We start from the raw sequence: 24,725 nt of genomic DNA on the forward strand, positions 1-24,725 counted from the left end.
CCTTTGCTCTCTTCGTATCTACTTGTCACTGCTTTTTATGATAACGTCAGTACTAATCTTGCGTAAAAATGGCCTGCTCGCCCGACAAAATTTCCTCTGCCAGCTTCACAAGCGGCATGCGCCGTTGCATGCTTACTTGCTGCATCCATTTGTAAGCCGCATCCTCTTCCAAGGATAGGGCACTCATCAGCTTTCCTTTTGCCTTTTCCACTGCCTTGCGATCCTCGATCTTTTGCTTCAGATCATTTATATCCTTCTTCAGGGAAACGACTTTTTCCTTTTGGCTGAGTGCGATTTCTACTGCGGGAATCAAGTCATCCTCCGACACCGGCTTCACCAAGTAAGCCGTCACACCCGCTTTTCTGGCATCCTGGACGAGTTCCTTTTGGCTGTAAGCCGTCAAAAGAAGAATGGAACTGTCTGAAAAGGAACGAATGATACTGCTTGCCTTGATTCCATTCAAGACAGGCATTTTCACATCCATAATGATCAGATCGGGCTTGTGACGATGGGCCTGTTCGACTGCCTCTTCTCCGTTTTTCGCCTCGGCAACCACTAAATACCCTTCATTTTCGAGCATCTCGCGCAAATCCATGCGAATAATCGGCTCGTCATCAACCACCATAATCTTCGGCTGTGTCATCTTCATCCTCCTTTTGGATCGGATAGAGTATGGTAACCTCTGTTCCGTTCCCAGTGTTGCGGAAATGCATCGTGCCTTCGAGGTCTTCCCTGACCAGTGTATCGACAATTTTCAAGCCCAGATGGCCCTTTTTGTGGATTTGCTCCATGTCCTCGATGCCTACCCCGTCATCTGTCACAGACAGACTCACGAAGTCCTCCTTGGCAACCAGTGCAATAGAGATTTTCCCTTCTTGCTGCTCAAGAAAACCATGAATCATGCAATTTTGAATCAGCTCGGTGACGATCAAAGCAAACGATGTTGCTTTGTTGGACGGCAGATACACCGATTCGCCCGTCACCACGACGTGTATAGCTTGCTCAGAACGTCTCATCGAAGAGACGATTATTTTCGATATTTTGGTTAAAATCTCTTTGAAGTCAATCTGCTCCAGACCATCCTGTGCCAAGTATTCGTGAATAATGGCGATGCTGTTGATGCGATTGATGCTTTCCCGGTATACCTTTTCAATCTCGTTGGACTGCGAACGCCGCATTTGCAGGCGCAACAGGCTAGAGATGGTTTGCAAATTGTTTTTGACCCGGTGGTGAATCTCTTTGATCACCGCGGATTTGATCATCAATTGCTTTTCTTTTTCCCGAATGTCCGATATGTCTCGCAGGAGAATGAATCCTCCAATGATGTCTTGTTTGCGGACGGACGAAACCGCTTTCATCATAATAAAATGTTTGCCTTTTGACAGCTCCTCCTGAATATAACCCCCGTTGCGTACAAAATTCTCCGGGGAAACTCTCCAGGAAAAAATACGTTCAATGCTCTCTCCCTTTTCTGGTCGTTCAAAGCCAATCAAGGAGAGCAGCTTGTGGGCACGGCCATTGGCGTACGTGATAACCCCACTCTGATCAAACAAAATCATGCCCTCGTGCAACAGCGACGAAATGGGCAGATCAGGCACAGCGAACTGGATGAGCGTCTCGCTTAAATGCTCTGTTGTTTCCTTGAGCATTTCGACGTTCTTTTCCTGTTCCACCTGTTTGGATATATCTTGTTCAGTTATCAAGGTCCCGATTGTTTTTCCAGCCGCATTCGTGATGGGTACGACACTTTGTCGCATCACGACCTGCTCCTGTGAAACCCCACGTGAACCGATGACGGGCTTGCCTGTAGTCAGACAATACATAACGGCCGGCTCATTAATCGCCGTCGCCAAATGCCCTACGACCGATCCACTGTACATAGAGCGTGCCGTACTCGGTGCAGCTTGTGCGACTACCATCGCAGCGCTCCGATCTACCGTTGGACAATCAATAAACATGTCCGCTTGAGACAGATCAGCAAAAATCTGAAGCTTGGAAGCCAGATCCTCCACAATCCGAATGTCGTCATCACTCAACGTCGTGGACGCTTTGCACACTTCTCGTATTGATTGCATGTGAACCTCTTTTCACCTGCTAGGAGTTGATATGACTTCATTTTCTCACAGACACGCTACGGCGGAAAGGGGTGTAATACTGGTTAATCACGCTTACTCGTTTACAATTTGTTGCAAATACGCTCGCAATTCTGGCACTCCCTCACTCGTGAGCGAGGAGGTTCGGAAAATTTTCGCATTGCCGAGCGATTGACGCAGGAATTGTTCTGCCCTCTCCACATTTGCATCAGGATGATCCATTTTGGTAATAACCCCGATGCACGATTGCGGAAACCCTTGTGAAAAGCCAGGAGGGAAATAATTGCGCTCCCGCGTAGCATCCTGCACCATCACAATGATCTTCGCCTCAAGAGAGGTAGCCATAAGCGTTCGGTAAAACATCGGGTTTTCGCTGTACTCACCCGGAGTGTCAATCGCCCAGTCCCGATATTCGAGCGCTTGTGTCTTCCGGGCAGGCTGTTCGTCATTGAACAGCGCCCGCACCAGAGAAGACTTTCCTGCTTCAATTGCACCGATAATCATTACACGGCCGGTCATGATTTCGTCACCAATGCCGGTGTAAACCGCAGTTTTTCGCTCAGCACCTGATTGACCGCTTCGACTGCCATCTCAACAGCGGATACATCTCCTACGACAATCAGTGAACCTGTAAAACGATCGAGAAACCCAAGCTCGACGCCAGCAGCCTTTGTCGCAATATCCGCGGCAATAATGGCTGTTTCGGTAGGCGTCAAAGTCAAGATGCCGATAGCACCAGCCTCATTGATACCTAGCTTGGTATAGAGCATTGGGTCAGGGTTTGCGATTACATGAGCCAACGTGACCTGTTTCCCTGGTACGAATTCCTGGATGACTCGTGAACGTTCCTGTTCCATTCCTATTCCTCTCTTCCTGCGGCACCCGGCACCTCAAACGAATCCACGATGCCTACGATGATCGCATCGATCGGCACACTGGTGCCAGAGAAAAGGATTCGGGCAGGCGTCCCACGAGAGACGATAACCTGCTCCCCGATTCCCGCACCGATCCTATCCGCTGCGATAACGGTTTGTCCGCCTTCTTCGCCACGCCAATCAATCGGCTGAACCACCATGAGCTTGAGATTTTCCATACCTGCTTCTTTTTGCGTGGCCCAGACGCTGCCGATCACTTTTCCCAAAAACATGCGATCACCCTTTTCCTAAATAGCTGACCGTAATGCCGCGTTCTCTCATGCTGTCATAAGCAAGCGGAGAAACAATTGCACCTTTTTTCACGATCAAAGTCGTATCGCGAAGCTCAGGCTGCGATCTGATCCAATCCGCTGTCAACAGCTTCCCGGAAAAGACGGCTTCTTGCTCATCCAAAGGAGTCAATGTCGGTTGTTCTGTCTTGCTAGTAGTCTCCACTTTTTGTAGCTGAGACTTCAGCTTGGAAACCACGCGATCAGCCAGACGGCGTTGCTCCGCAAACTCCACACCCAGTTCTTTCATGCCTTCAACGTGACGGTTGAACAGCTTTTCATAAGCAGGTGTCAGTGTCAATGTTTGCAGGGTACGACGGTCTGCGCGCTTGATCCCCGGCACATCGGAACCAGCAATGACGAATTTACCTGTTACCAGCGCGGAAAAGACGATTTCCGCTTTGATTGTTCCTTTTAGACCGGAAGCAATTCTCGCTGCATTATCCAAATCGATTTCTGGAATCACGATACCGACATAATCTTTCGGCACTTCCAACGGGGCAGGAGCGTACTCGTCTGCTGTAAGAATTTTGCCTGCTCCCCCACATTCGATCTTGTGCATTCCCAACCAAGAAGAGGTCTCTCCGTCCAGGAAGAGAATGTCATGGCAGATCCCGTGGTTTTTCAGTTGGATAAAATGATCCTGAAACGCCTCATGAGCCTGGCTGTCGCAAAAAACGTACAGGACACGAGGCGCTGTGCTGCTTTGCTTTTCTGTATTCATCGATTGCAAAATTTCTTTCGTAATCGACGCCACCATTTCTCTGATGTCCATCAAGCTCAACCTCCGTTAGCCGGAGTAAAATTGCCCGTTCTTGCCGATCACTTTTACCCGGTCGCCCGTTTTCAAATTAGCGGCATTTCCTTCATCCGTATCCACGTGGAAATCAAGTGCAAACTGCGGATGTACACGAACGACTACATCTGGATAGATGATAGGACGATCGCTTTGCGTCGCCAGAATCAGCGTATCGCCATCCTTCACTTGATATTGCTCGGCATCTGCTGGAGACATATGAACGTGGCTCTTCGCAACGATTACGCCTTTGTCCATTACTACTGTCCCTTTTGCCGTTACAAGTACCATACCTGGTGTACCTTCAATATCTCCAGACATACGCACAGGGGCTTGAACACCTACTGCAAAGCCGTCTGTTCTGGAAATTTCCACTTGTGTCGCGCCACGAGCTGGTCCCAAAACGCGAACCCCGTGGATGCTGCCTTTTGGTCCCACGATGGTGACTGTTTCCTGGCAAGCAAACTGGCCCGGTTGCGACAAATCACGCATTGGCGTCAATTGATGTCCGGCTCCGAAAAGCTTCTCGACATCTGCTTGCGACAAATGAATGTGACGGTTAGATACGCCCAAAGGAATTTCTCGCACTGCCTCGGCAGCTTGATTGGTGGAAGGCTGCTGGTTCTGATCAACTTGTTTCACTTGAATCCCTCTTCCTTTCAAGAAATCTGCCGCTGCTGGTGTTATTTTATCCCCTTTCTCAACGAGAAAGGGGTTTGGAATGCCTGACTTATGCATGGCTCTCAAGGATGCTTCTGTAATCACTGCCATAAGGATTTATTACCCTTCGAGTTTAGGCAGAATCAGTTCAATGTCTCCATGAGGGCGTGGGATAACGTGAATAGATACGAGCTCTCCTACTTTTTCAGCAGCAGCGGCACCTGCGTCTGTGGAAGCTTTTACTGCACCTACGTCACCACGTACCATAACCGTCACGAGACCGCCACCTACGTGTACTTTACCGATCAGTTTTACGTTCGCTGCTTTTACCATTGCGTCAGCAGCTTCAACTGCTCCTACCAAACCTTTTGTTTCTACCATTCCCAATGCGGACATTTCTCCAGCCATTTTCATTTCCTCCTTAATTATATCTCCAAAATTTTAGTGTTTTACGACATTAAGACGTCATTTCTGTTAACACGGATTTGATGATGTTCTTGATCTCATCACGGCTCAAGCCAACGTTCATGGAAGAGACAGCTTGTAGAACAGCTTCTTCCGCTTGTGTCGCAGGAGCTTGTGGTGCTGGTGTTGATTGTGGCATTTCTTTGATACCAAATGCAACACGCTTGATGTTGAACATATGCTTCGCACCGATGTTATCGGAAGTGATGTTGCCCCCTAAAGAGCCGCATCCAAGTGTGAACGCTGGTTGTACGCCAGTCGTTGCACCAATTCCTCCGAAGGTCGTACCTGTATTGACCGGAATTCTAGATGCTGGCATTGCTTGACCATACGCTGCGATGACATTTTCATCCTGGGCGTGAATACCCGCTGTATGTCCAAGACCACCATGCTCCAGCAATTCGCGGCAACGGGCAAACGCTTCGCTGTCGCCGTGAACAGTGTAGAGGGCAAGGACCGGAGCCAGTTTTTCAACGGACATCGGATATGCTTTACCTACATTGTTCTCCTCCGCAATAAGGACACGCGTATCAGAAGGGATGGTAATACCCGCCATTTGAGCGATCACATGCGGAGAGCGGCCAACGATTTTCGCGTTTAGCGAGCCGTTTATCGTGACGATGGCAGCTACCTTTTCCTTTTCTTGCTCGTTCAGGAAGTAGGCGCCTTCACGCTTCAGGGCAGCAATCAATTGGTGTTTGGTGGATTCCTCCACTACCAATGCTTGCTCAGAAGCGCAGATTGTACCATAGTCAAACGTTTTGCTCTGCACGATGCGCTTGGCAGCAGCAGCAAAGTCTGCACTGTGGTGGATGTAGACCGGAACGTTACCAGGTCCCACACCGTAAGCAGGCTTGCCGGAGCTATATGCCGCGCGTACCATCGGCGTTCCGCCAGTCGCGAGAATCAAATTGGTCAGCTTGTGCTTCATCAGCTCGTTTGTCGCTGGAAGCGTAGGCTTGGTAACGCAATGAATCAAGCCTTCTGGTGCTCCAGCCGCTACTGCCGCCTGTGCCATCAGTCGCGCTGCTTCCAGCGTGCACTTGGCTGCCGACGGATGCGGGCTGAAGACAATCGCATTTCTCGCCTTGAGGGAGACCATCGATTTATAGATAACCGTGGACGTCGGATTGGTAGAAGGCACGATACCGGCTACGATACCGAATGGCTGCGCCACTTCCCATACCTTGTTTTCTTCGTCCTTACGGATGATGCCAACCGTTTTTACATCTTTCACAGATGCGTACACATCTTGAGCAGCAAACAGGTTTTTCATCCGTTTGTCCGCGATGTTACCAAAGCCTGTTTCTTCTACAGCCATAGCTGCGAGTCGATCTGCATGCTCCACGCCTGCTTTGGACAGGGCTTCGATGATTCTATCGACTTGTTCTTGGCTGTAAGTAGCGAACTTGGCCTGTGCTTCCTTCGCTTGTGCGAGATAGGTACGCACTTCCTGTATGGAATACAGATCAGCGTCGAGTGTCATTAGGCTTTGTCACCTCCGCCTTGTTTCTCTTCCAACAGACGAATGAGATCTTCTTTCTTCGCCATGTTGATTTCGTTCGTTGTCAGCGGGAAGTCCGCATACGAACGAGCCATTTTGCGCAGATCATTGATAGACTGATCTTGCAATTTGGTCGCTGGCACTTCGGCCGGCTCTGCCTTAGCCTCTTCTTTTGCTTCCGGTTTCAGCAGGTTTTTAAGCATTTTGGGTACATTTTCGTCAGGACGTGGAATCACGTGTGAGTGTAGCAATCTTCCGACACGTCTCGCAGCGTCAGCGCCAGCATCTACTGCTGCCTGTACGGACGAGACATCTCCGATTACATACACGGTAACGATTCCTGCGTCCGCGCCTTCATAAGAGACAACTTTGACGTCAGCTGCTTTGGCAGCAGCGTCTGCGGCAGCGATGAGAGCAGGCAAGCCCAATGTCTCGATCATGCCGAGTGAATATGACGTAGCGCGCATTTACATTACCTCCCCTTCAAGAGGGAAATTCCCTATTATCGTTTGACAGGCTGTTGGGCGACACTTCTTACGGCATCGGCAAAAGCTTCGGCGGCTGCCGTGCATGCCGACTGGCTGCCAGTGAGTAGCGCTCCCCCAAAGTTCGTTTCTGTTGGTGGACCAAAAAATTGAACCATTTCTACATCTGCAGCCTTGAGGGCGGCATCAATACCATACATGGCTTCCAGCGGTGGTGCGATCAAGTAGGCAAGCGGTTCACCTTCTCTGATACCCGCCAGTTGGGACAAATAGCTGCCCGTCCGCGACACAACATGGGCGTAATACGCATGCGTCCCTTCATCATTCAAAGAGTAAAAGCATGCTCCGCTCTCCATAAATGCAACGGCTGCATCCAGTCCGCTCTGCACCTCCGATGGCGTCGCGCCTCCGATCATCCCGATGAACTCGCCGGACAACGGTCCAGACGCATGGCCTGAGCCTGCATAAAACGACTTGGCATACACAACTTCTACCGCTGCACTTTTGGTCGCTTCGTCAATGGCTGTATACCCCACATCGTCAATCGTTGAGGTCAAAAGCCCCAGACTTCGGATATGAGAAGGCAGGTTCAGCTTCTCCGCAAATTGAGGATCGACATTGGGAATCAGTCGGATCGCAAGCGGCGTCGCTCGAATTGGTTTTTCCATGCGTGTCACTCCTTTCAAGACAACTTCCCTTTTCAAAAGCAAAAAAAGGTGCCTAAACACGAAAAAATAAGCCGTGTTCAAGGGCACCTTTGCCTTTTGATTATTCACTTGTGAGTAGAAGATAACACGCGATTTACGTGGTCTTTTACCTGTCTCTAATGTAGAACAAGGCACAGAAAAATGCAAGCGTTTTCGGCATTCCGTCACTTTTCCATATTCCGGTCATATTACGGACACACGCCCCCGTTAAATTTGTGTTGTAGCCGAGACGGGCAAGCCCACAAACAAGGCTCACCACAATCTAAAGACCCCCCAAGGAGGAATTTTACAATGAAAAAGAAAATGGCAATGACAGTTATGGCTTTGGCAGTATCTGCAATGGCAGGTTCCGCGTTTGCGGCAAATGAACCAGCGAAAACGACTGGTTCTTCTGCTCCACTGAAAATGGTGAACACAGATGGTACAGATGCTCTTCTAAAACCGATTTTTAGTCTGGAAGAAATGGCGAAAGAAAAAGGCATCTCTGTAGAAGAGTTGATCGAGCAGCTTGAAAAAGAAGGCAAACTGACGAAAGCAACAGCTACCAGCAACCCAGACGGCACCATTCAGGGCTTCGCAGTCATTTCTCTCGATCCTGAAAACAAGGACGGCGGAGCATTCATCGCCCTGGCCCCTGCTATGAATCTGGAAGAAATGGCGAAAGAAAAGGGCATCTCCGTAGAAGAGTTGATCGAGCAGCTTAAAGAAGAAGGCAAACTGGCAACGACTGTTTCCACGACAACAACTATCAATCTGGAAGAAGTAGCGAAAGAAAAAGGCATCTCTGTGGAAGAGTTGATCAAGCAGCTGGAAAAAGAAGGCAAGATCGCCACTGGTGAAGCAGCTTCCTTTACTCAACCTGCAATCAGTTTGGAGCAAATGGCAAAAGAGAAAGGAATCACCGTTGACGAATTGATCAAACAGCTCGAAAAAGAAGGCAAGATCATAAAAGGTACAACAGTCTCAGTAGCTGCCATCAAAAAATAAGCGTTGCCTTTCAAGCACACACAAAAACCTCTGACAGGAAACTGCCAGAGGTTTAGTTATGCTCTTCGCCATTTAACGGACACATAACTCCATTAAGCTAAACAACAAGAACCCTTTTTACATATGATGTCAGTCAAATTGATGTCTATCATTGCTATGATAAGTACAAATTGACTTGAGATAGATAGGAGGTGTTTCTTCGTGAAACGAATTCTACTCATCGAGGATGAAATGCCGATCGCCCGACTTGTCCAGGTCTACCTGGGACGGGCGGGCTATGAGGTAAAATGGAATGAGGGTAATCACGAGGCAATCCCGACTTTTCTCTCCTGGAAACCGGATCTTGTCCTGCTTGACCTGATGCTGCCCGATCATGACGGCTTGGATATACTCGATCAGATTCGCCAATACGGCAGCTGCCCTGTCATTATCATCACGGCGCGCGGTACCGTACCAGACAAGCTCCAAGGGCTAGCACAAGGTGCAGATGATTACATCGCCAAGCCATTTGATCCAGAAGAAGTGCTCGCACGTGTACAAGCTGTGCTCCGCCGTTCCTCTTATATCTCCGAAGCAGATACGATCAGACTCGGGACACTTTCCATAGATGTTACTGCCCAAAATGCCTTGATCGGGAAAACACCCCTTGCCTTGATGCCACGAGATTGGCAGCTGCTCGTTTTCCTGGCGCGACATCCGAACCAATGCTTTAGCCGCGATCAATTACTGGATCAAGTGTGGGGAATGGATTTTGAAGGAGGGGATCGTTCTGTGGATACCGCTGTGAAACGTTTGCGTAAAAGCTTGTTGCCTTGGCCGACTTCCGAAGGGGAGATTAGCACAATCAGAGGAATGGGGTACAGCCTACGTGTTTACTAAACGATTCTCTGCCAAAAGGACTGCCGTGCCTCTCTTGCGCTACTGGACGTGGCGCTATGCCTTGATTTTATCGGTCATTCTTTTTGGCATTGGCTTTTTTGGCATCTATTGGATTAACAAAGCAGCTACAGAACAGCAGTTTCAAGTATTGGAAGCAAGAACAGAGTTGCTCGCTGATTCGTATACCAAGGTGTTGCTTGCCAAGGACACCTCGACTTCTTCTGTAAAGATAGAGGATTTAGCACAAACAACTGTTGGTATCTCCAGTCAGGCTGTCACTGCTGTGACTGGCCCTGCGTCTCCGGCTATTCCTGACACCGCAACACCCGCAGCCACTACCGCCATGATCGCATTTCGAGTCATGCCAACTGTTCCAAGCGATCACGTGGTACAGATTTACGATGATGCAGGCAAGACGTTCAAGAAGGAAATGGTGAATCAGACGATGACCGCTACCATTGCGCAGTTGCCTACTCCTGCCCAACCGGTGGACAAAACGAAAGAAATACGGGAGGTTGTTGCCACAAAGGGAGCTACCTGGCTGCGTGTGGGTGTCCCTTACTATGAACACAATACAGTCGCAGGCACCTATTACGTCAGTACCCCCCTTAACAATGATTTGGTTCACACTTATATCACGATCATGGTTTCCATCGGAATCATCACTTTGTGCGGTTGGGCCATCGTCTATGTCCTGTCTCGCTCGTTAACACAGCCCCTGCGGCAGTTGGCAATAGCGGCAGAGCAAATATCCAGCGGAAATTATACGCCTTCCTTGCCCAATTCCTCCAAAATCAAAGAAGCAGAAATCAGTCAGCTGGTTCATTCCTTTGACGAAATGGCGAAACGGCTTGGACAATTAGAGCGGATGCGCACCGACCTTTTGGCTGGTGTGTCCCATGAGCTACGTACCCCTGTCACCTCGATCCGCGGGATGATTCAAGCGGTCAAAGACGGCGTAGTGAAAGGTGCAGATGCGGATGAATTCATGCAAATCAGCATGGACGAAGCCAAGCGACTCCAGACAATGGTCAATGACCTGCTCGATTTTTCCTCCATGGAAGCAGGTGAGGTATTCGCCGAGAAGCAGTCCATACAGATCGACAGCACATTGGATCAAATAGTCGCACAGGTGCAAGCCTTGCCCTCATTTGCCAACGTATCTGTGACAGTTAATCCGACTGGACAAGATACTGTATGGATCGGTGATGAATCACATGTCAAACAAATTTTGCTCAATTTATTGGGGAACAGTGCTGCCGCAAATGCAACGCAAATCAACATCGGCGTCCATAATCCGAGTGACTTCCTCTCCATCGATATAACCGACAATGGAAAGGGAATTCCTGAGTCAGAGGTTCCCTTCATTTTCGAACGGTACTATCGCGGAGATAGCAAACGGAAAAAGAAGCAAGGCCTGGGGCTGGGCTTGACGATCTCCCGCCTATTGGCAAAAACACACGGCGGCAATGTCGAATTGGTTCAGACATCTCCAGAAGGAACAACCTTTCGACTTACACTCGCCCATCCAGACTCGTCCGCATGAAAATGAACAGAGGAAGCAGCACTGATGAATCGTGCCGCTTCCTCTTTTACGTATGGGCCCCCTCCGGCACATGCGTGCGGATGAGATCCATGAAAATGTCCAATGCTTTGGTATGAAACTCTTCAGACTTCGTGACGAGCGAAAAATCACGGGTAACCGGTGTCCCCGTCACCTTCAATGTACAGAGCGTGCCAAGCTTGCGTTCTTTGCGAATGGCCCAATAAGAAAGCAGGCTGATTCCCAAGCCAGCCTCCACTGACTCCTTGATCACCTGTGTACTGCCGAACTCCATTCGCTTGTGCGGTGTGAATTGCAGTTGGCGAAACATTTTTTCAGCCGCTTCCCTCGTGCCTGACCCTTCTTCCCGTACAATCCACGTTTCCTTCATCAGCTCGTCAATACTGACCTCCGACTGCCCGGCCAATCGATGCTCTGGGGAAGCAATCAAATACATACGATCATCAGCAAACGGCTCTACGCACATTTTTTCGTCCACATACTCGCCCTCAACAATCCCGACGTCGAGTTGTCGCTTCGCCACCAGTTCAGCAATGACGGTGGAATTGTGGATCGTAATCGTGGGGGTAATCATTGGGTAATACTGACGAAGACGGGCAATGACGTGAGGCAGCACATACTCTCCATACGTGTAGCTGGCGCCAATCGTCAAATGCCCGCTCGGTGTATTCATCAAATCATCCACAAGGCTCTGCATCCGCGTATACAAGCCCAAGATCTCCCGAGCGTGATGATAGACAATTTCCCCGGCTTTATTCAAGCGAACATATTTGTTGCTTCGCTCCAGGAGCTTTGTCCCTATCGTGCGCTCGAGCGCATGAATATACTGACTAACGGCAGGCTGCGTCATGTGGAGCTCTTCTGCAGCTCGGGAAAAGTTTTGTCTGTCTGCAACGGTCACGAACACAAGCAAATGCTGATCCAACTGCCTTCACTCTCCTTTCCACCACTAATCATTCATTTCACTTATGATCATTATCGCAATGATTTATTTTTCTTATTATAGCAGTTGCCGTATGCTGAGTTTGTAAAACTTTTCGAGGAGTGATGGCAATGGCAACTCAGATCAAAAGCAGCGTGCCATTGAATGAAAGCAATGCCAGCGTACAGCCCGCAAAAAACAACGAAAGCAAACCTGCATCCTTCTCGCTGTGGATAGCTGGAATCGCTTTTACTTTTTTCATCGCCCTGACAGGCTACGGCTTAGCAAAAATACCTGGCTTTCAACAGGTCGGCCCTCTCGCCTGTTCGATCCTGATCGCGGTCGCGTACCGGCATTTTCGTGGATATCCGGAGGCATTGCGATCAGGGATTCAATTTTCCGCCAAACGTTTACTTCGTCTGGCTATTATTTTGTACGGGCTCAAGCTCAATATCGACGTCGTCTTGAATCAAGGTCTCGGACTTCTCGTCTATGACGCTGGTGTCATTATTTTTGCCATTGTGATTACGATGCTGATAGCCAAATGGTTAAAAGCAGACTCTTCCCTCTCCCTCATGCTCGGAGTCGGTACAGGTGTCTGTGGAGCAGCGGCCATTGCAGCCGTCTCCCCTATCATTGCTGCCAAGGATGAAGATACCGCTATTGGGGTAGGTATGATCGCACTCGTCGGAACCCTGTTTGCCGTTGCCTACACGATCCTCCGTCCATTCCTTCCCCTGTCCGCGGTCGAATACGGCATGTGGTCAGGAATTAGTCTGCATGAGATTGCGCATGTTGCATTGGCTGCTGCACCAGCGGGTCAAGATGGGCTAGCGATTGCCCTGCTGGCAAAATTGGGGCGTGTACTCCTGTTGGTTCCGCTCTGTTTTATCCTGATGGTTTGGATGAAACGCTCCGGGAAATTACAAAGTGGCACCAAGATCGAATTCCCTTGGTTCCTGATCGGCTTCCTCGCCATGAGTGTTTTTGGAAGCTATGTTCTTGGCACATCCATTCCTGTCTCAGAAGCGTTTCATAATGGCATCGCCAATGTCACAACCTTCGTGCTCACCATGGCAATGGTCGGGCTCGGGCTCAATGTCAATCTGCGTGCACTACGGACAAAAGCAGCGCGCCCACTGATTGCCATGAGTATTACCTCGATTCTTTTGTCAGTGCTCTCCTTTGCATTATTGGTATAAAAACTGTGGATAACCAAACACCCGAATTCGAATTCGCCGATTTCTTGATGATCGGCGAGTTTTTTTTGGGGATAAGGACAAAGATTATCCCCATATGTTGATAAAGATGTGTACATCTTTGCCGAGGGGGATCTATATGTCGAGAAAATGGTTGAGGAGACGACCGAATATCTTATTCATCATTGTGGATCAGGAACGATTTCCCCCTGTTTATGAAGAGCCTGCGATACGTGAATGGAGGGAGGATACACTCCACGCCCATGCTTTTTTGCGAGAGCATGGGTTGGAATTCAAGCGTCATTACGTTGGCTCCACTGCCTGTTGCCCTAGCAGAGCTACCTTATTCACTGGTCAGTATCCCTCTTTGCACGGCGTCACCCAAACCAGCGGCGCTGCTAAACGCTCTGCCGACAGCGACATGTTCTGGCTCGATTGCAATACTGTCCCGACGATGGGAAATTATTTTCGCCAAGCGGGCTATCGTTGTTTCTATAAAGGCAAGTGGCATTTTTCCGATGCCGACATTTGGGTACCGGGTACCCATGTTCCTACCCCTAGCTATACCCTTGGAACAGGGGTCCCTGATCCCGATAAGGAACGCTTATACTTGCTTGCCGATCGGCTGGACGGCTATGGCTTCTCCAGTTGGATTGGTCCCGAACCGCACGGAATAGCGCCGCATAACTCCGGTTCGTCCGCAGCCATCGGAGTAAATGGTCGTGATGTGGTGTACAGCAGTGAAGTTATCGAGCTGCTCCATGCCCTAGATCAGGAGAAAGGCTCCGCGGAAAGCTACCACCCTTGGCTGATCGTGGCGTCTTTCGTCAATCCACATGATATCGCCATCTATGGGGATATCTCTGCGAGCTCACCGTTTTTTCGCTTCCATGTGGATAAGTCCGTTCCCACAGTTGCCCCGCCCCCTACTCAGTACGAATCACTTGCGACAAAGCCGCGCTGCCAAACCAGTTATCAAGAGGTATATCCACAAGCGTTCCAACCCATTTCGGACCAAGCCCATTATCGACGACTGTACTATCAACTCCAAAAAAACGCCGATCGGGAAGTGATGCGTGTCCTTGAAGCACTCGTCGCCAGCTCGTTTTATCCCGAGACACTGGTCGTATTCACATCCGATCACGGTGAATTGTTGGGTGCTCACGGCAAGCTGTATCAAAAATGGTACTGTGCCTATGAAGAGGCGATTCACATTCCCCTCATTATCCACAACCCGCTCCTTTTTCCACTCGCGACCTCCACAGAGCTGTTAACCAGTCATGTGGATATTCTTCCGACACTACTCGGGATGGCTGGAGCAGACACAGACAGGCTTCGTGACGAGCTGACCTATACACATAGCGAGGTACGCCCTCTAGTTGGTCGTGATCTTACTCCCATCATCTTGACCCACGAAACGGACACTATCCCCAGCGTGCCGATCTACTTCATGACGGACGACGATGTGACAAAAGGACAGCATCAGGTGAACGTACAACACCAACCCTATGACTCTGTCATTCCTCCGAATCGGATAGAAACCGTCATCGCCTGCATGAATTCTGCCGGGCACAGCGCTTTATGGAAATACTCCCGCTATTTTGCCGGGGATGTATACAACCCTACGATGACTGATTACGAATTGTACAATCTCACGACCGATCCTTTGGAAACACGGAATATGGTTATTCCCCTCTACAAAAACACACACTCGGAGCGCGTCCGCCTGAAGATGGAGCTGCTTTTAGAAGAACAGCGAGCCCAAAAACGGCTGACCCCCTTTTCGCCGCCTTTCGCACAACTACTATCGACGTAAAATTTCCCAGAACAACAGAAAAACCCCTCAAATTCGAGGGGCTTTTCGGCTTTCCTTTTCTCTTTCCTATTCCTGTTCGGTCAATGCTTTTTCCAATGCTGCCATCGCTTCTTGTTCATCGACACCATCGGTGATCAGAGTAATTTCTTCGCCTTTTCCAATCGCTGCTGCCATAATGCCCATGATGCTCTTGCCATTTACATTTTTCTCATTTTTGATGATTTTAATTTCACTGGAAAAAGACGTGGCCACCTTCACAAAGTTCGCAGCAGGACGTGCATGCAGGCCGTGCGCCAATTGAACCACTATTTTTTTCTCTACCATTCTGATTTACCTCCTTCCCTACACTCTCTCAAGCCATTCCTTCACGAACGCCTCTACTTGCACAGAAGTGCTCATCTGCAAAATCGTATCCATCTGTTTCGCTGCGTCCTCTGCACTCAAACGACTCAGCTGTTGGCGCGCAGGCAAAATGCTCCCTGCACTCATACTAAATTCATCCAGACCCATTCCCAACAGAATCGGGATCGCGATTGGATCGCCCGCCATCTCCCCGCACATACCGACCCACTTGTTCTGCGCGTGCCCTGCTTTAATCACGTTGTGCAGCAAGCGCAAAACGGCAGGGTGATAAGGCTGGTAGAGATAAGCGACCTTCTCGTTCATACGGTCGGCTGCCATTGTGTATTGAATTAAATCATTGGTTCCAATGCTGAAAAAGTCAACCTCGCGTGCAAATTGATCGGCCATCAGTGCCGCAGCAGGGATCTCAATCATCATACCCACTTCGTACTGATCGGATACTACAATTCCGCGATTGACCAACGATTTTTTCTCTTCCTCCAAAATCGCTTTCGCCTGGCGGAACTCCTCTAGTGTCGCAATCATCGGAAACATGATTTTCAGATTGCCGTGTACACTTGCGCGCAATAGAGCACGCAGCTGCGTACGAAACAATTCTTGGTTGTCGAGACACAGCCGGATGGCGCGATGCCCAAGAAACGGGTTCATTTCTTCTGGCAAAGCCAAGTAAGAGAGATGCTTGTCCCCGCCAATGTCCAATGTACGAATAACCACCGGGCGGTCGCCCATATGCTCCAGCACGTGCTTGTACGCGAGGTACTGCTCCTCTTCCGTCGGGAAATCATTACGTCCCATGTACAGAAACTCCGTGCGGAACAGCCCGACACCTTCAGCTCCGTTGGCGATTGCCCCAGCAACATCTTCAGGACTTCCGATATTGGCGGCAAGCTCGACATGATGATTGTCCAATGTGACCGTTTTATCGTTCACAAGCTTCGCCAGTTCGGCTTTTTGCGCTTCGTAATCAGCCTGCTTGCGTCTGTAGTCAGCGATCTCTTCTTCACTCGGGTCGATAATCGCGATTCCTTCATGCCCGTCGAGAATGATGAGCGTTGCTTGCTGAACTTCACGAGTAATCCCTTGTGTTCCGACAACAGCAGGAATCTCGAGAGAACGTGCCATAATCGCCGAATGCGAGGTTCGACCGCCAATGTCTGTGACGAAGCCTTTGACATAGCGTCGGTCTAATTGAGCCGTATCAGAAGGCGTCAAATCATCTGCTACAATGATCACTTCTTCTGTCAGCTCACCAAGTCCTGCAAACGGTACACCGAGCAAGTAAGAAAGCACACGTTTGGTCACGTCACGAATATCTGCTGCCCTCTCCCGCATGTATTCGTTGTCCATTTGCTCAAAAAGTCCGATGAATCCTTGTGCGACATCATTCAAGGCACTTTCGGCGTTTATCTTTTCACTCGTAATTTTATCTTTGACGGTATCGACCAGCTCCGGGTCTTCCAAGACGAGCAGGTGAGCTTTGAAAATGTCTGCATGATCCGTCCCCATCTCCTGCTCCACGCGCAGAACGATGCCCTCCAAATCATTTTTCGCACGAGCCAACGCCTCTTGAAAGCGCTGGATTTCATTCGCCGGCTCTTCAATCGCTACGGTATTGATCTGTAAATCGGGCGTTGTCAGTAAAAACGCCTTGCCAATGGCTATACCTGCTGAAGCTTTTACACCTGTGATCTTTTGGGACATCGTAACACCAGCCTCTCTCAATGGCTACCTGACCATTCCTTCAATCTGCGTGCCTGTTCGCGCACGATCTCCTCAAGCGGATGACCTGCCGGAATGCCGGTACAATTGTGTAATGTATTTTCCCATCCAAACTCTTTCAGGCTTGCTTGTATCCGCGCGGACTCCGCATCCTCGGGATAGTCGAATGCCAGTGCCGCTGCAATCGCTAGTCCCAAATATGATGCATTCATCCCCTTTTCCATGCATTGCAGCGCAGGTCCGACCAAACGATCATGCTGCGACAGCTTGCGAATCGGCGAACGCGCCACCCTGACAATATCGTCAGAAAGTAGCGGGTTGGTGTATCTGCCGAGGATTTTTTCTACATACTGCCCATGAACTTGCGGATCAAATCCGTACTTGGCAGCAAGCAGTGCACCTGTCTCCTGAAGAGCCCCACGTGTCGCCTGAACAATCCGGTCGTCTCGCATCGCTTCATCAATCGTTTTCATCCCCAACTGATACCCCAGGTACGCGATGACTGCATGACCTGTGTTGACGGTAAACAGCTTTCTTTCAATGTACGGCGCCAGATCCTCTACATACGTAACGCCCTCAATAGCCGGGACTTCCCCAACTATCTGTGACGAATCTACTACCCATTCAAAAAACGGTTCCACCATAACCAGAAGCTTGTCAGCATGCTGCTGCAAAGGAACAATCCGGTCTACGGCTGCATTGGGGAATCCGATCCATTGTGCTGCCTGGGCTTGAACCGATTCCGTCAGATGCTCATACACATGCTCCTTCAGCTTCTCGCTGCCGCCGATCATATTTTCGCATGCAATCACATTCAGTGGCCTTGCATGAACAGTAAGTCTTTGGGTAATACCAGCTGCGATGGCCCCTGCAATGTGCGGAAGAATGTTAGGACCAACTGCCGTTGTTACCAAATCGGCAGTGGCGATCGCTTCAGCTACCGCCGCTACATCCTGACCATTTATCGCTCGAACTCCTTCCACGACCGACTCCGGTTTTCCTGTTGTTGCTAGTTGCACGCGATACATTTTTCGCTCATTCAGCTCATCGACCAAAGCCGCATTGACATCCACAAACGCAATTTCATAACCAGCCTTTTGCAACAGTTGTCCGATAAAGCCTCGCCCAATGTTCCCTGCTCCAAAATGTACAGCTAGCATAGGGGATTACACCTCCTCGGAGAACATCGCGATGATTTCTTCCGCCGAAGCCGCGTTCACAATCCGCTTGACGTTTTCCTCCTCGGAGCAAAGAATTGCGATGTTCGAGAGCACCTCCAAATGCTCATCTCCAACAGCAGCAATGCCCACCAGCAAATAAGCTGTATTGCCCTCTCCAAAATCTACGCCCTCGGGAACCTGAATGATGGAGATCCCAGTGGATTGAATCTCTGCCTTGGATTCGTTTGTTCCATGCGGGATGGCTACGCCGCTTCCGATGTATGTGGTCGCCAACTGCTCGCGCTCCTGCATTTTCTTTAGATACGCCTCCGTTACGTGGCCTGCACGCACAAGCAATTGTCCTGCCAGTCTGATTGCTTCTTCCTTATTGGCTACCTTTGCGTTCAACATGATTTTTTCTGCTGTCAGTATGTTTTTCATTTCGTTCTCTCCAATCCTATCTTTTTGAGGCAAAACGCATACATTTTGCCCGCTATATAATCAGCAATTTGCTGTGTTTCTCCTGTTTTCAAAACTGCTTGCATTTCTTCTTCAATCAAAAGGGAGCTGATCTCGCTGAGTACTTCCAGCCCTTCCTTCGGCACTTCTTTCGGCCCTAGAAGTAACAGAAGCATATCAATGGATATCACTTCTTCATCCATCGAGCGAAGAAGCACTGGCTCTCGTAATTGGTGAAACGTAAAAGACGCCTTGTTCACTGCTTCATTTCTTCCGTGAAAAAGGGCCAAGGATGTTCCCGGAATCCCTAAACCGCCGAGCTTTTCCCGCTCGATCAGCTGCTTGACTACCGGTTCGACCTCCTCAATCGTTCCGCGCTCTTTTTGCCTCTTGATGATTTGGCTCAAAAGCTGGGCGATGTCCTGATCACGGTTATCCCATCGCATTCCCCACAGCCCATCGTAAAGCTCATTGGCATACGCAGTGTAGTATTGCATGGCCCTTAGTTGTTCGATGGACTGCTGTCCTGCGGGAACCGGCTGACTTTTCTCCTGATGGGATTGTTTTTGGCTCGTCGTGTGCAATTGATATTTAATTTTTTGGATATCGTCTGGCGGAAGCAGCGGGCTGACCACGACATACTCCGCTGGATCAAGCGGCAATGGAAGGGTGGAAATGATCAAGTCATAATCCGTTGCCGGAACCTCTTCCAAGTCAAACATGGACAGATTTTTCAAGCTGACGATCTCCGGTATTTCTTTTTTAATGCGCGTTGCCAAAATCTTGGAGGAGCCGATCCCACTGGAACAGACTACCAATGCCCGGTACCACTGCTGCTCATGGCGCGTTCTCTCCAATGCCGCACCAAGATGCATCACTAGGTATCCGATCTCTTCATCTGGAACCCGTAGCTCTGGCAAAATCGTATGGACCGCTTCACTTGTTACGGCAAACAGCTCTGGATAGTTTTGCTTGATCTGTTCGAGAATCGGATTGCGAATCTCCATCTTCCGCTGTAATCGGTACAACGCTGGCTCCAAATGCGTCAGCAGCCCATGGAATAGCGAGGCGTCATTACTAAGCGGAATGTCCAAACGTTCTTCGCAGGCTTGAATGAAGCGTTTCGTAATGACCATGAGCTCCGTATTTTCGGGCCATACCTGGTCATCCGGAGAATGCCGCAGCTTGGCTCCCCGCAAATGCATCGTAATATAGCCGATCTCATCCGCCGGGATTTCCATTTGGAAAATTTGCTTCAGCCGTTCCATGATGTTGCTGGCAATTTCGTATTCAGGAGTTCCATTCAATTCACTAAGGGTATGCTCGTCAAAATGAATGCCTTCCCCTTTTTCAATCCGTTCCATGGCCAAAGCCAAATGTGTGACCAATCCGAGATAGGCGCTGTCCGCCAAAGGATAGGGAAGCTCCTCGTCCAGATGGCTCAATGCATTCTCGACCTTGATCAGCTTTTCCCGGTCAATCAAGCCAAGTAGCCGTTCCGCTATCGAGTCGATGTCTCGCAGTGCCTTGTTTTGAATATTTTCTTTGATAATCCCTATCAGCTCGTGATCATCCAGATGCTCGGCAATCAGTCGACTAATCGCTCGCCGCTTGGACGACTCTGTACCTTGCAGCTCTACGCCGTACCCTCTTTTTCGCAAGAGTGACAGGTCGTAACGGGCGAGCATGGTCTCCAAATCATCCAGATCATGGCTGATGGTCGCGGTAGTCACTTTCAAATCGATCGCCAGCGAAATCAGCTTGACTGGCTCCGATGCCTCCAGGAGCGCGCATAGGATAATGGCCTTACGTTCCTGCGCGGTGTATTCCTTCGTCATGTGATGCAGGACAGACATTCTGAGTGCACTCTTTTGGTCGTCGGTCCCCACCACTTCAAGTCCTGAGCCTGTTTTTCTGACTAACTCCAGTTCAAATTCTTCAAACAAGGAATCCAGTGCATCCAATTCCCTGTGAACGGTACGGCCGCTTACCCCAATCTGCTCGGCGATCGAACCAACGGTAACTCCTTTTTGTTCCTTCAATAAAATCTCGATAATGGATCGCTGTCGAGAGGATACATGCATGTCTTCGTTCCCTCCTAAACGCCAAAGAGGGAAGACGCTAGCTCTCACTAGCGTTGATTCCCCTTACCCCAGGCGTTTGACCAACTTGTCATACTCGGGACTATTCAAGAAATTTTCAATGGAGATATGCTCCGCAGAAGGCGCTTTGACCTGCGCTCTCTCTGTTAAAGACTTGTGCGTAATGACGATATCAGCGTCACTTGGAATGTCGTTGATCGCCGTATTGATGACCGTAATCTCGGCCAGGCCCGCATCCTTGAACTTTTTGCGCAAGGACGCCGCTCCCATCGCACTGGAGCCCATACCCGCATCGCAAGAGAAGACGACTTTCTTCACGTCAGCAGCAGCAACCTCATGCTTCACGGGAGCTTCTACTACTTCTTGTTCCTGCGCTTTTTTGCCTTTCATCTCTTGCATTTTTTCTGTCGCTTTTTCCAGTTCATCTTCGTCTGTCTTCGCGCTCATTTTCAAGAGAGCAGATGCGATAAGGAAAGACACGACAGTCGCGGCCAACACACCAGCCAGTACCGGTAGCAATCCACCACGCGGTGCCATTGCAATCAAGGCGAAAATACTACCTGGAGACGGTGGCGCCACCAATCCTGCGCCAAGCAAGGTGAAGGTAAACACACCAGCCATCCCGCCACCAATTGCCGCCAGAATCAAGCGCGGATTCATCAGCACATACGGGAAGTAAATTTCGTGGATACCTCCGAAGAAGTGAATGATGACAGCACCCGGAGCCGATTGCTTGGCACTACCTCTGCCAGCAAGCCAGTATGCCAACAAAATTCCCAAACCTGGCCCCGGATTGGATTCAAGCAGGAAGAAAACCGATTGACCTATCTTCGCCGCTTCATCCAGACCGATTGGGCTCAAAATACCGTGGTTAATCGCGTTGTTCAGGAACAAAATCTTCGCTGGCTCGATGAAAATGCTGGCAAGCGGCAACAGCCCTGCACCTACAATGACTTCTACACCCGCTGCAAGCGCCTTGCTCAAGCCTACAACAACAGGCCCAATTGCCTTGAATGCCAAAAGTGTCAGTAAACCACCAACAATACCCGCGGAAAAGTTATTCACCAGCATTTCAAAGCCGGAACGAATTTTTCCTTCGAACAACTGGTCTACTTTTTTGATGACCCAGCCGCCCAAAGGACCCATGATCATGGCTCCCAAGAACATCGGGATGTCTGCACCTACGACAACCCCCATCGTAGCAACGGCACCTACGACCCCGCCTCGAACATCATGGACCATTTTTCCGCCGGTATAACCGATCAGCAGTGGTAGTAAATACGTAATCATCGGTCCGACCAATTTGGCCAACTCTTCGTTAGGCCGCCAACCTGTCGGAATAAATAAAGCGGTAATCAATCCCCAAGCGATGAAAGCACCGATATTTGGCATGACCATCGCACTCAAGAATCGTCCAAACTTTTGTACCGAGACCCGTATTCCACCCGAAGCGTTTTTTGCTTCCACGCTCTCCATACTGCACCCTCCTTTACCCCTATTTATGAGATGTTGACATGATTGAAAAGATAATGTGTACACCTCAAATATAAAGCGTTTTCATAGGGGCTAACAACAAAATCAAAGCGCGAATTTGTCTGACTCGTTGTTGCCAAAACTTAATAGCCCACAGTAAAAAGACCTCTGCTCAGCTGCAGAAGCCTTCTCCTTACAAATTTTCCGATTCAACTTTGATCACTTTTCCAGTCTTCGTTATATCTGTTGGCTCCATGATCGCAGAAATCTCCTTTGTTTGATCAAAGGAATGCCCAGTTGCATGAACCGACATCCCGCCTCCCAATACGGCGAGCCAAATACCAGCCCACTTCCCAATGGCTGTGTTCCTCATCCTTGACTCTCTCCCTGCGCGAAAATTCGTGCCAAAGCACCCCTAGTTTGTCACGGATTTCCCTAAATATTCGCAGGTAGTCCACACAAAAAAGACCGATGCGCACATGTGCACATCAGTCTTTGCTTGCTATACCACTCGATTCCTAGCTGCGTGGTGGACGAGATTCGCCACTGCGTGGACGGGAGTCACCGCTGCGTGGACGAGAGTCACCGCTGCGTGGACGAGATTCGCCACTGCGCGGACGAGATTCGCCGCCGCGAGGACGATATTCGCCATTGCGTGGGCGAGATGGACGCTTTCCACCAAAACCGGAACCGGAACCAAAGCCACCTTTTCCTTTTGGAGGTAGCTTTTTCTTCCCTACACGAAGTGGAGCCTCTTCTGTCAGGCGAACAGGAGTCATATCTGGCTCTTTGGTCAACAGCTTGAGTGCTGCGGATACGAGTGTTACGGAATCGACATCCTCCAGCAATTGCTCTGCCAGCGTTTTATAAGCAGACAGATCGTCTCTTCCAGATGCTTCGAGAATTTTGTCTACCGTCATCTTTTGTTGACCTTCCAAAGCCTCTGCCATCGAAGGAACCGCACGACGCTCCATGCGACGGTTCGTTGTTCGCTCAATCAGACGCAGATGGTCGATTTCACGGGAAGTCACAAACGTGATTGCCAGACCTGTTTTACCAGCACGTCCCGTTCTACCGATACGGTGAACGTAGCTCTCGGAGTCTTGTGGAATATCAAAGTTAAATACATGCGTTACACCGCTGATGTCCAAGCCACGTGCAGCCACGTCAGTCGCTACCAGCACTTCGATCGTACCTTCCTTGAACTTGCGGAGCACGCTGTCGCGTTTCGCTTGGTTCAAGTCACCGTGGATACCTTCTGCACCATAACCGCGCTTGGTCAGGGCTTCGGACAGCTCATCCACTCTGCGCTTGGTTCTACCGAAAATGATAGCCAGCTCAGGGGAGTGAATATCCAGCAAACGGCACAGTACATCGAACTTCTGCTTTTCAGCTACTTCCATGTATTCCTGTGCAATGTTTGGTACGGTTACTTCTTTTGCTTTCACTTGAATGATGGTTGGTTCGTTCATGAACTGCTGGGCGATTTCCTGAATTGCTCTCGGCATCGTTGCGGAGAACAGCAGGGTTTGACGACTTTCTGGAACCTCTTTCAAGATTTCCTTAATGTCGTCGATGAAACCCATGTTCAGCATTTCATCCGCTTCGTCCAAAACAACTACCTCGATGGCATCCAGACGAATCGTTCTTCTTCTCATGTGGTCCATGAAACGACCAGGTGTGGCTACGATGATTTGCGGGCGTTTTTTCAACGCCTTGATTTGACGCGTGATGTCTTGACCACCGTAGATTGGCAGGGCAGAGATGTTTTTAAATTGGGCAATTTTATTAATCTCTTCTGCAACCTGAACAGCCAGCTCACGAGTTGGGGTCAATACAACCCCTTGAATATTTCCGCTTGTTTCATCCATGCGTTCAATCAGCGGAATACCAAATGCAGCCGTTTTACCTGTACCTGTTTGTGCTTGACCGATCAGGTCACGACCTTGCAGTGCTACAGGAACCGTTTGATCCTGAATCGCTGTAGCTTCTTCGAAACCCATGTTGCTCAAAGCTCTAACAATGGAGTGGTGTAAGCCAAAATCATTAAAAGTCGCCAATGAATGTCAGTCTCCTTTATCAATACCTTCATCTATAAAATTCTCAAAAAAAAGGGCACTATTCCTTACGATCCGGAACATGCCCTTTTATCCCGATTGTACGTAGCG

The 24,725-nt window shown here is 49.5% G+C and carries 25 protein-coding genes; 5 read left to right on the forward strand and 20 right to left on the reverse strand.

What is annotated here, in order from left to right:
• Nucleotides 1-52: 52 nt before the first annotated feature.
• From BBR47_RS28070 to eutL, 11 genes are all read right to left on the reverse strand, one after another.
• Complete coding sequence (locus tag BBR47_RS28070; protein ID WP_026133934.1) at nt 53-643, reverse strand: ANTAR domain-containing response regulator; 591 nt, start codon at nt 641-643, stop codon at nt 53-55.
• Nucleotides 615-2,075, reverse strand: a complete 1,461-nt coding sequence (locus tag BBR47_RS28075; protein WP_015893784.1) for a sensor histidine kinase — start codon at nt 2,073-2,075, stop codon at nt 615-617. Before BBR47_RS28075 ends, BBR47_RS28070 begins: the two co-directional genes overlap by 29 nt.
• Nucleotides 2,076-2,168: 93 nt before the next feature.
• On the reverse strand, nt 2,169-2,612 hold the full coding sequence (locus BBR47_RS28080) for a EutP/PduV family microcompartment system protein (RefSeq protein WP_015893785.1): 444 nt from the start codon (nt 2,610-2,612) through the stop codon (nt 2,169-2,171).
• On the reverse strand, nt 2,609-2,950 hold the full coding sequence (eutS, locus tag BBR47_RS28085; protein WP_007720097.1) for an ethanolamine utilization microcompartment protein EutS: 342 nt from the start codon (nt 2,948-2,950) through the stop codon (nt 2,609-2,611). The genes BBR47_RS28080 and eutS overlap by 4 nt, the downstream gene beginning before the upstream one ends.
• A 2-nt stretch (nt 2,951-2,952) precedes the next feature.
• The gene (locus BBR47_RS28090; protein WP_007720099.1) at nt 2,953-3,240 is read right to left on the reverse strand and encodes a EutN/CcmL family microcompartment protein; all 288 of its coding nucleotides are present in this window, start codon (nt 3,238-3,240) and stop codon (nt 2,953-2,955) included.
• A gap of 4 nt (nt 3,241-3,244) precedes the next feature.
• On the reverse strand, nt 3,245-4,072 hold the full coding sequence (locus tag BBR47_RS28095; protein WP_015893786.1) for a hypothetical protein: 828 nt from the start codon (nt 4,070-4,072) through the stop codon (nt 3,245-3,247).
• A gap of 15 nt (nt 4,073-4,087) precedes the next feature.
• Nucleotides 4,088-4,864, reverse strand: a complete 777-nt coding sequence (gene pduL, locus BBR47_RS28100) for a phosphate propanoyltransferase (protein WP_041749711.1) — start codon at nt 4,862-4,864, stop codon at nt 4,088-4,090.
• Nucleotides 4,865-4,873: 9 nt separating this feature from the next.
• Nucleotides 4,874-5,161, reverse strand: coding sequence for an ethanolamine utilization microcompartment protein EutM (gene eutM, locus BBR47_RS28105; RefSeq protein ID WP_007720104.1), 288 nt, complete (start codon nt 5,159-5,161; stop codon nt 4,874-4,876).
• A 49-nt stretch (nt 5,162-5,210) separates the two neighbouring features.
• Entirely contained in the window at nt 5,211-6,704 is a 1,494-nt protein-coding gene (locus BBR47_RS28110) for an acetaldehyde dehydrogenase (acetylating) (protein ID WP_015893788.1), read from the reverse strand.
• On the reverse strand, nt 6,704-7,189 hold the full coding sequence (locus BBR47_RS31860) for a BMC domain-containing protein (protein WP_015893789.1): 486 nt from the start codon (nt 7,187-7,189) through the stop codon (nt 6,704-6,706). Before BBR47_RS31860 ends, BBR47_RS28110 begins: the two co-directional genes overlap by 1 nt.
• Before the next feature lie 35 nt (nt 7,190-7,224).
• Nucleotides 7,225-7,875: an ethanolamine utilization microcompartment protein EutL gene (gene eutL, locus BBR47_RS28120; protein ID WP_015893790.1), complete on the reverse strand. Its 651-nt coding sequence runs from the start codon at nt 7,873-7,875 to the stop codon at nt 7,225-7,227.
• Between the two features lie 330 nt (nt 7,876-8,205).
• Here eutL and BBR47_RS28125 point away from each other — a divergent pair, with 330 nt between their 5' ends.
• From BBR47_RS28125 to BBR47_RS28135, 3 genes are all read left to right on the forward strand, one after another.
• Nucleotides 8,206-8,901 (forward strand): hypothetical protein, encoded by a 696-nt coding sequence (locus BBR47_RS28125; protein ID WP_015893791.1) that lies wholly within the window; start codon nt 8,206-8,208, stop codon nt 8,899-8,901.
• 201 nt (nt 8,902-9,102) lie between these two features.
• The gene (locus tag BBR47_RS28130; protein WP_015893792.1) at nt 9,103-9,780 is read left to right on the forward strand and encodes a response regulator transcription factor; all 678 of its coding nucleotides are present in this window, start codon (nt 9,103-9,105) and stop codon (nt 9,778-9,780) included.
• Nucleotides 9,770-11,326, forward strand: coding sequence for a sensor histidine kinase (locus tag BBR47_RS28135; protein WP_015893793.1), 1,557 nt, complete (start codon nt 9,770-9,772; stop codon nt 11,324-11,326). Before BBR47_RS28130 ends, BBR47_RS28135 begins: the two co-directional genes overlap by 11 nt.
• A 46-nt stretch (nt 11,327-11,372) precedes the next feature.
• Here the strand turns inward: BBR47_RS28135 and BBR47_RS28140 are convergent, their stop codons facing one another.
• Nucleotides 11,373-12,269: a LysR family transcriptional regulator gene (locus tag BBR47_RS28140; protein ID WP_015893794.1), complete on the reverse strand. Its 897-nt coding sequence runs from the start codon at nt 12,267-12,269 to the stop codon at nt 11,373-11,375.
• Between the two features lie 128 nt (nt 12,270-12,397).
• Between BBR47_RS28140 and BBR47_RS28145 the strand changes: the two genes are divergently transcribed.
• Nucleotides 12,398-13,468, forward strand: coding sequence for a YeiH family protein (locus tag BBR47_RS28145; protein ID WP_015893795.1), 1,071 nt, complete (start codon nt 12,398-12,400; stop codon nt 13,466-13,468).
• 136 nt (nt 13,469-13,604) lie between these two features.
• Nucleotides 13,605-15,281, forward strand: coding sequence for a sulfatase-like hydrolase/transferase (locus BBR47_RS28150; RefSeq protein ID WP_041749712.1), 1,677 nt, complete (start codon nt 13,605-13,607; stop codon nt 15,279-15,281).
• 66 nt (nt 15,282-15,347) lie between these two features.
• Here the strand turns inward: BBR47_RS28150 and BBR47_RS28155 are convergent, their stop codons facing one another.
• The 8 genes from BBR47_RS28155 to BBR47_RS28190 all read right to left on the reverse strand — a co-directional run bounded on the left by BBR47_RS28155 (nt 15,348) and on the right by BBR47_RS28190 (nt 24,617).
• A complete protein-coding gene (locus tag BBR47_RS28155) occupies nt 15,348-15,605 on the reverse strand; it encodes an HPr family phosphocarrier protein (RefSeq protein WP_015893797.1) in 258 nt (85 codons plus the stop codon).
• Between the two features lie 18 nt (nt 15,606-15,623).
• Nucleotides 15,624-17,345, reverse strand: a complete 1,722-nt coding sequence (gene ptsP / locus BBR47_RS28160; protein WP_041749713.1) for a phosphoenolpyruvate--protein phosphotransferase — start codon at nt 17,343-17,345, stop codon at nt 15,624-15,626.
• 17 nt (nt 17,346-17,362) lie between these two features.
• Nucleotides 17,363-18,523, reverse strand: a complete 1,161-nt coding sequence (locus BBR47_RS28165; RefSeq protein WP_015893799.1) for a mannitol-1-phosphate 5-dehydrogenase — start codon at nt 18,521-18,523, stop codon at nt 17,363-17,365.
• 6 nt (nt 18,524-18,529) lie between these two features.
• Nucleotides 18,530-18,964 carry a PTS sugar transporter subunit IIA gene (locus BBR47_RS28170; RefSeq protein WP_015893800.1) on the reverse strand — a complete coding sequence of 145 codons (435 nt, stop codon included), beginning with the start codon at nt 18,962-18,964 and terminating at the stop codon, nt 18,530-18,532.
• Nucleotides 18,961-21,066, reverse strand: coding sequence for a BglG family transcription antiterminator (locus BBR47_RS28175; protein WP_015893801.1), 2,106 nt, complete (start codon nt 21,064-21,066; stop codon nt 18,961-18,963). The genes BBR47_RS28170 and BBR47_RS28175 overlap by 4 nt, the downstream gene beginning before the upstream one ends.
• 63 nt (nt 21,067-21,129) lie before the next feature.
• A complete protein-coding gene (locus tag BBR47_RS28180; protein WP_015893802.1) occupies nt 21,130-22,560 on the reverse strand; it encodes a PTS mannitol transporter subunit IICB in 1,431 nt (476 codons plus the stop codon).
• A 190-nt stretch (nt 22,561-22,750) separates the two neighbouring features.
• Nucleotides 22,751-22,930, reverse strand: a complete 180-nt coding sequence (locus tag BBR47_RS28185) for a hypothetical protein (protein WP_015893803.1) — start codon at nt 22,928-22,930, stop codon at nt 22,751-22,753.
• 145 nt (nt 22,931-23,075) lie between these two features.
• On the reverse strand, nt 23,076-24,617 hold the full coding sequence (locus BBR47_RS28190; RefSeq protein ID WP_015893804.1) for a DEAD/DEAH box helicase: 1,542 nt from the start codon (nt 24,615-24,617) through the stop codon (nt 23,076-23,078).
• Nucleotides 24,618-24,725: the final 108 nt, after the last annotated feature.

The sequence above is a fragment of the Brevibacillus brevis NBRC 100599 genome (assembly GCF_000010165.1).
Lineage (GTDB): Bacteria > Bacillota > Bacilli > Brevibacillales > Brevibacillaceae > Brevibacillus > Brevibacillus brevis_D.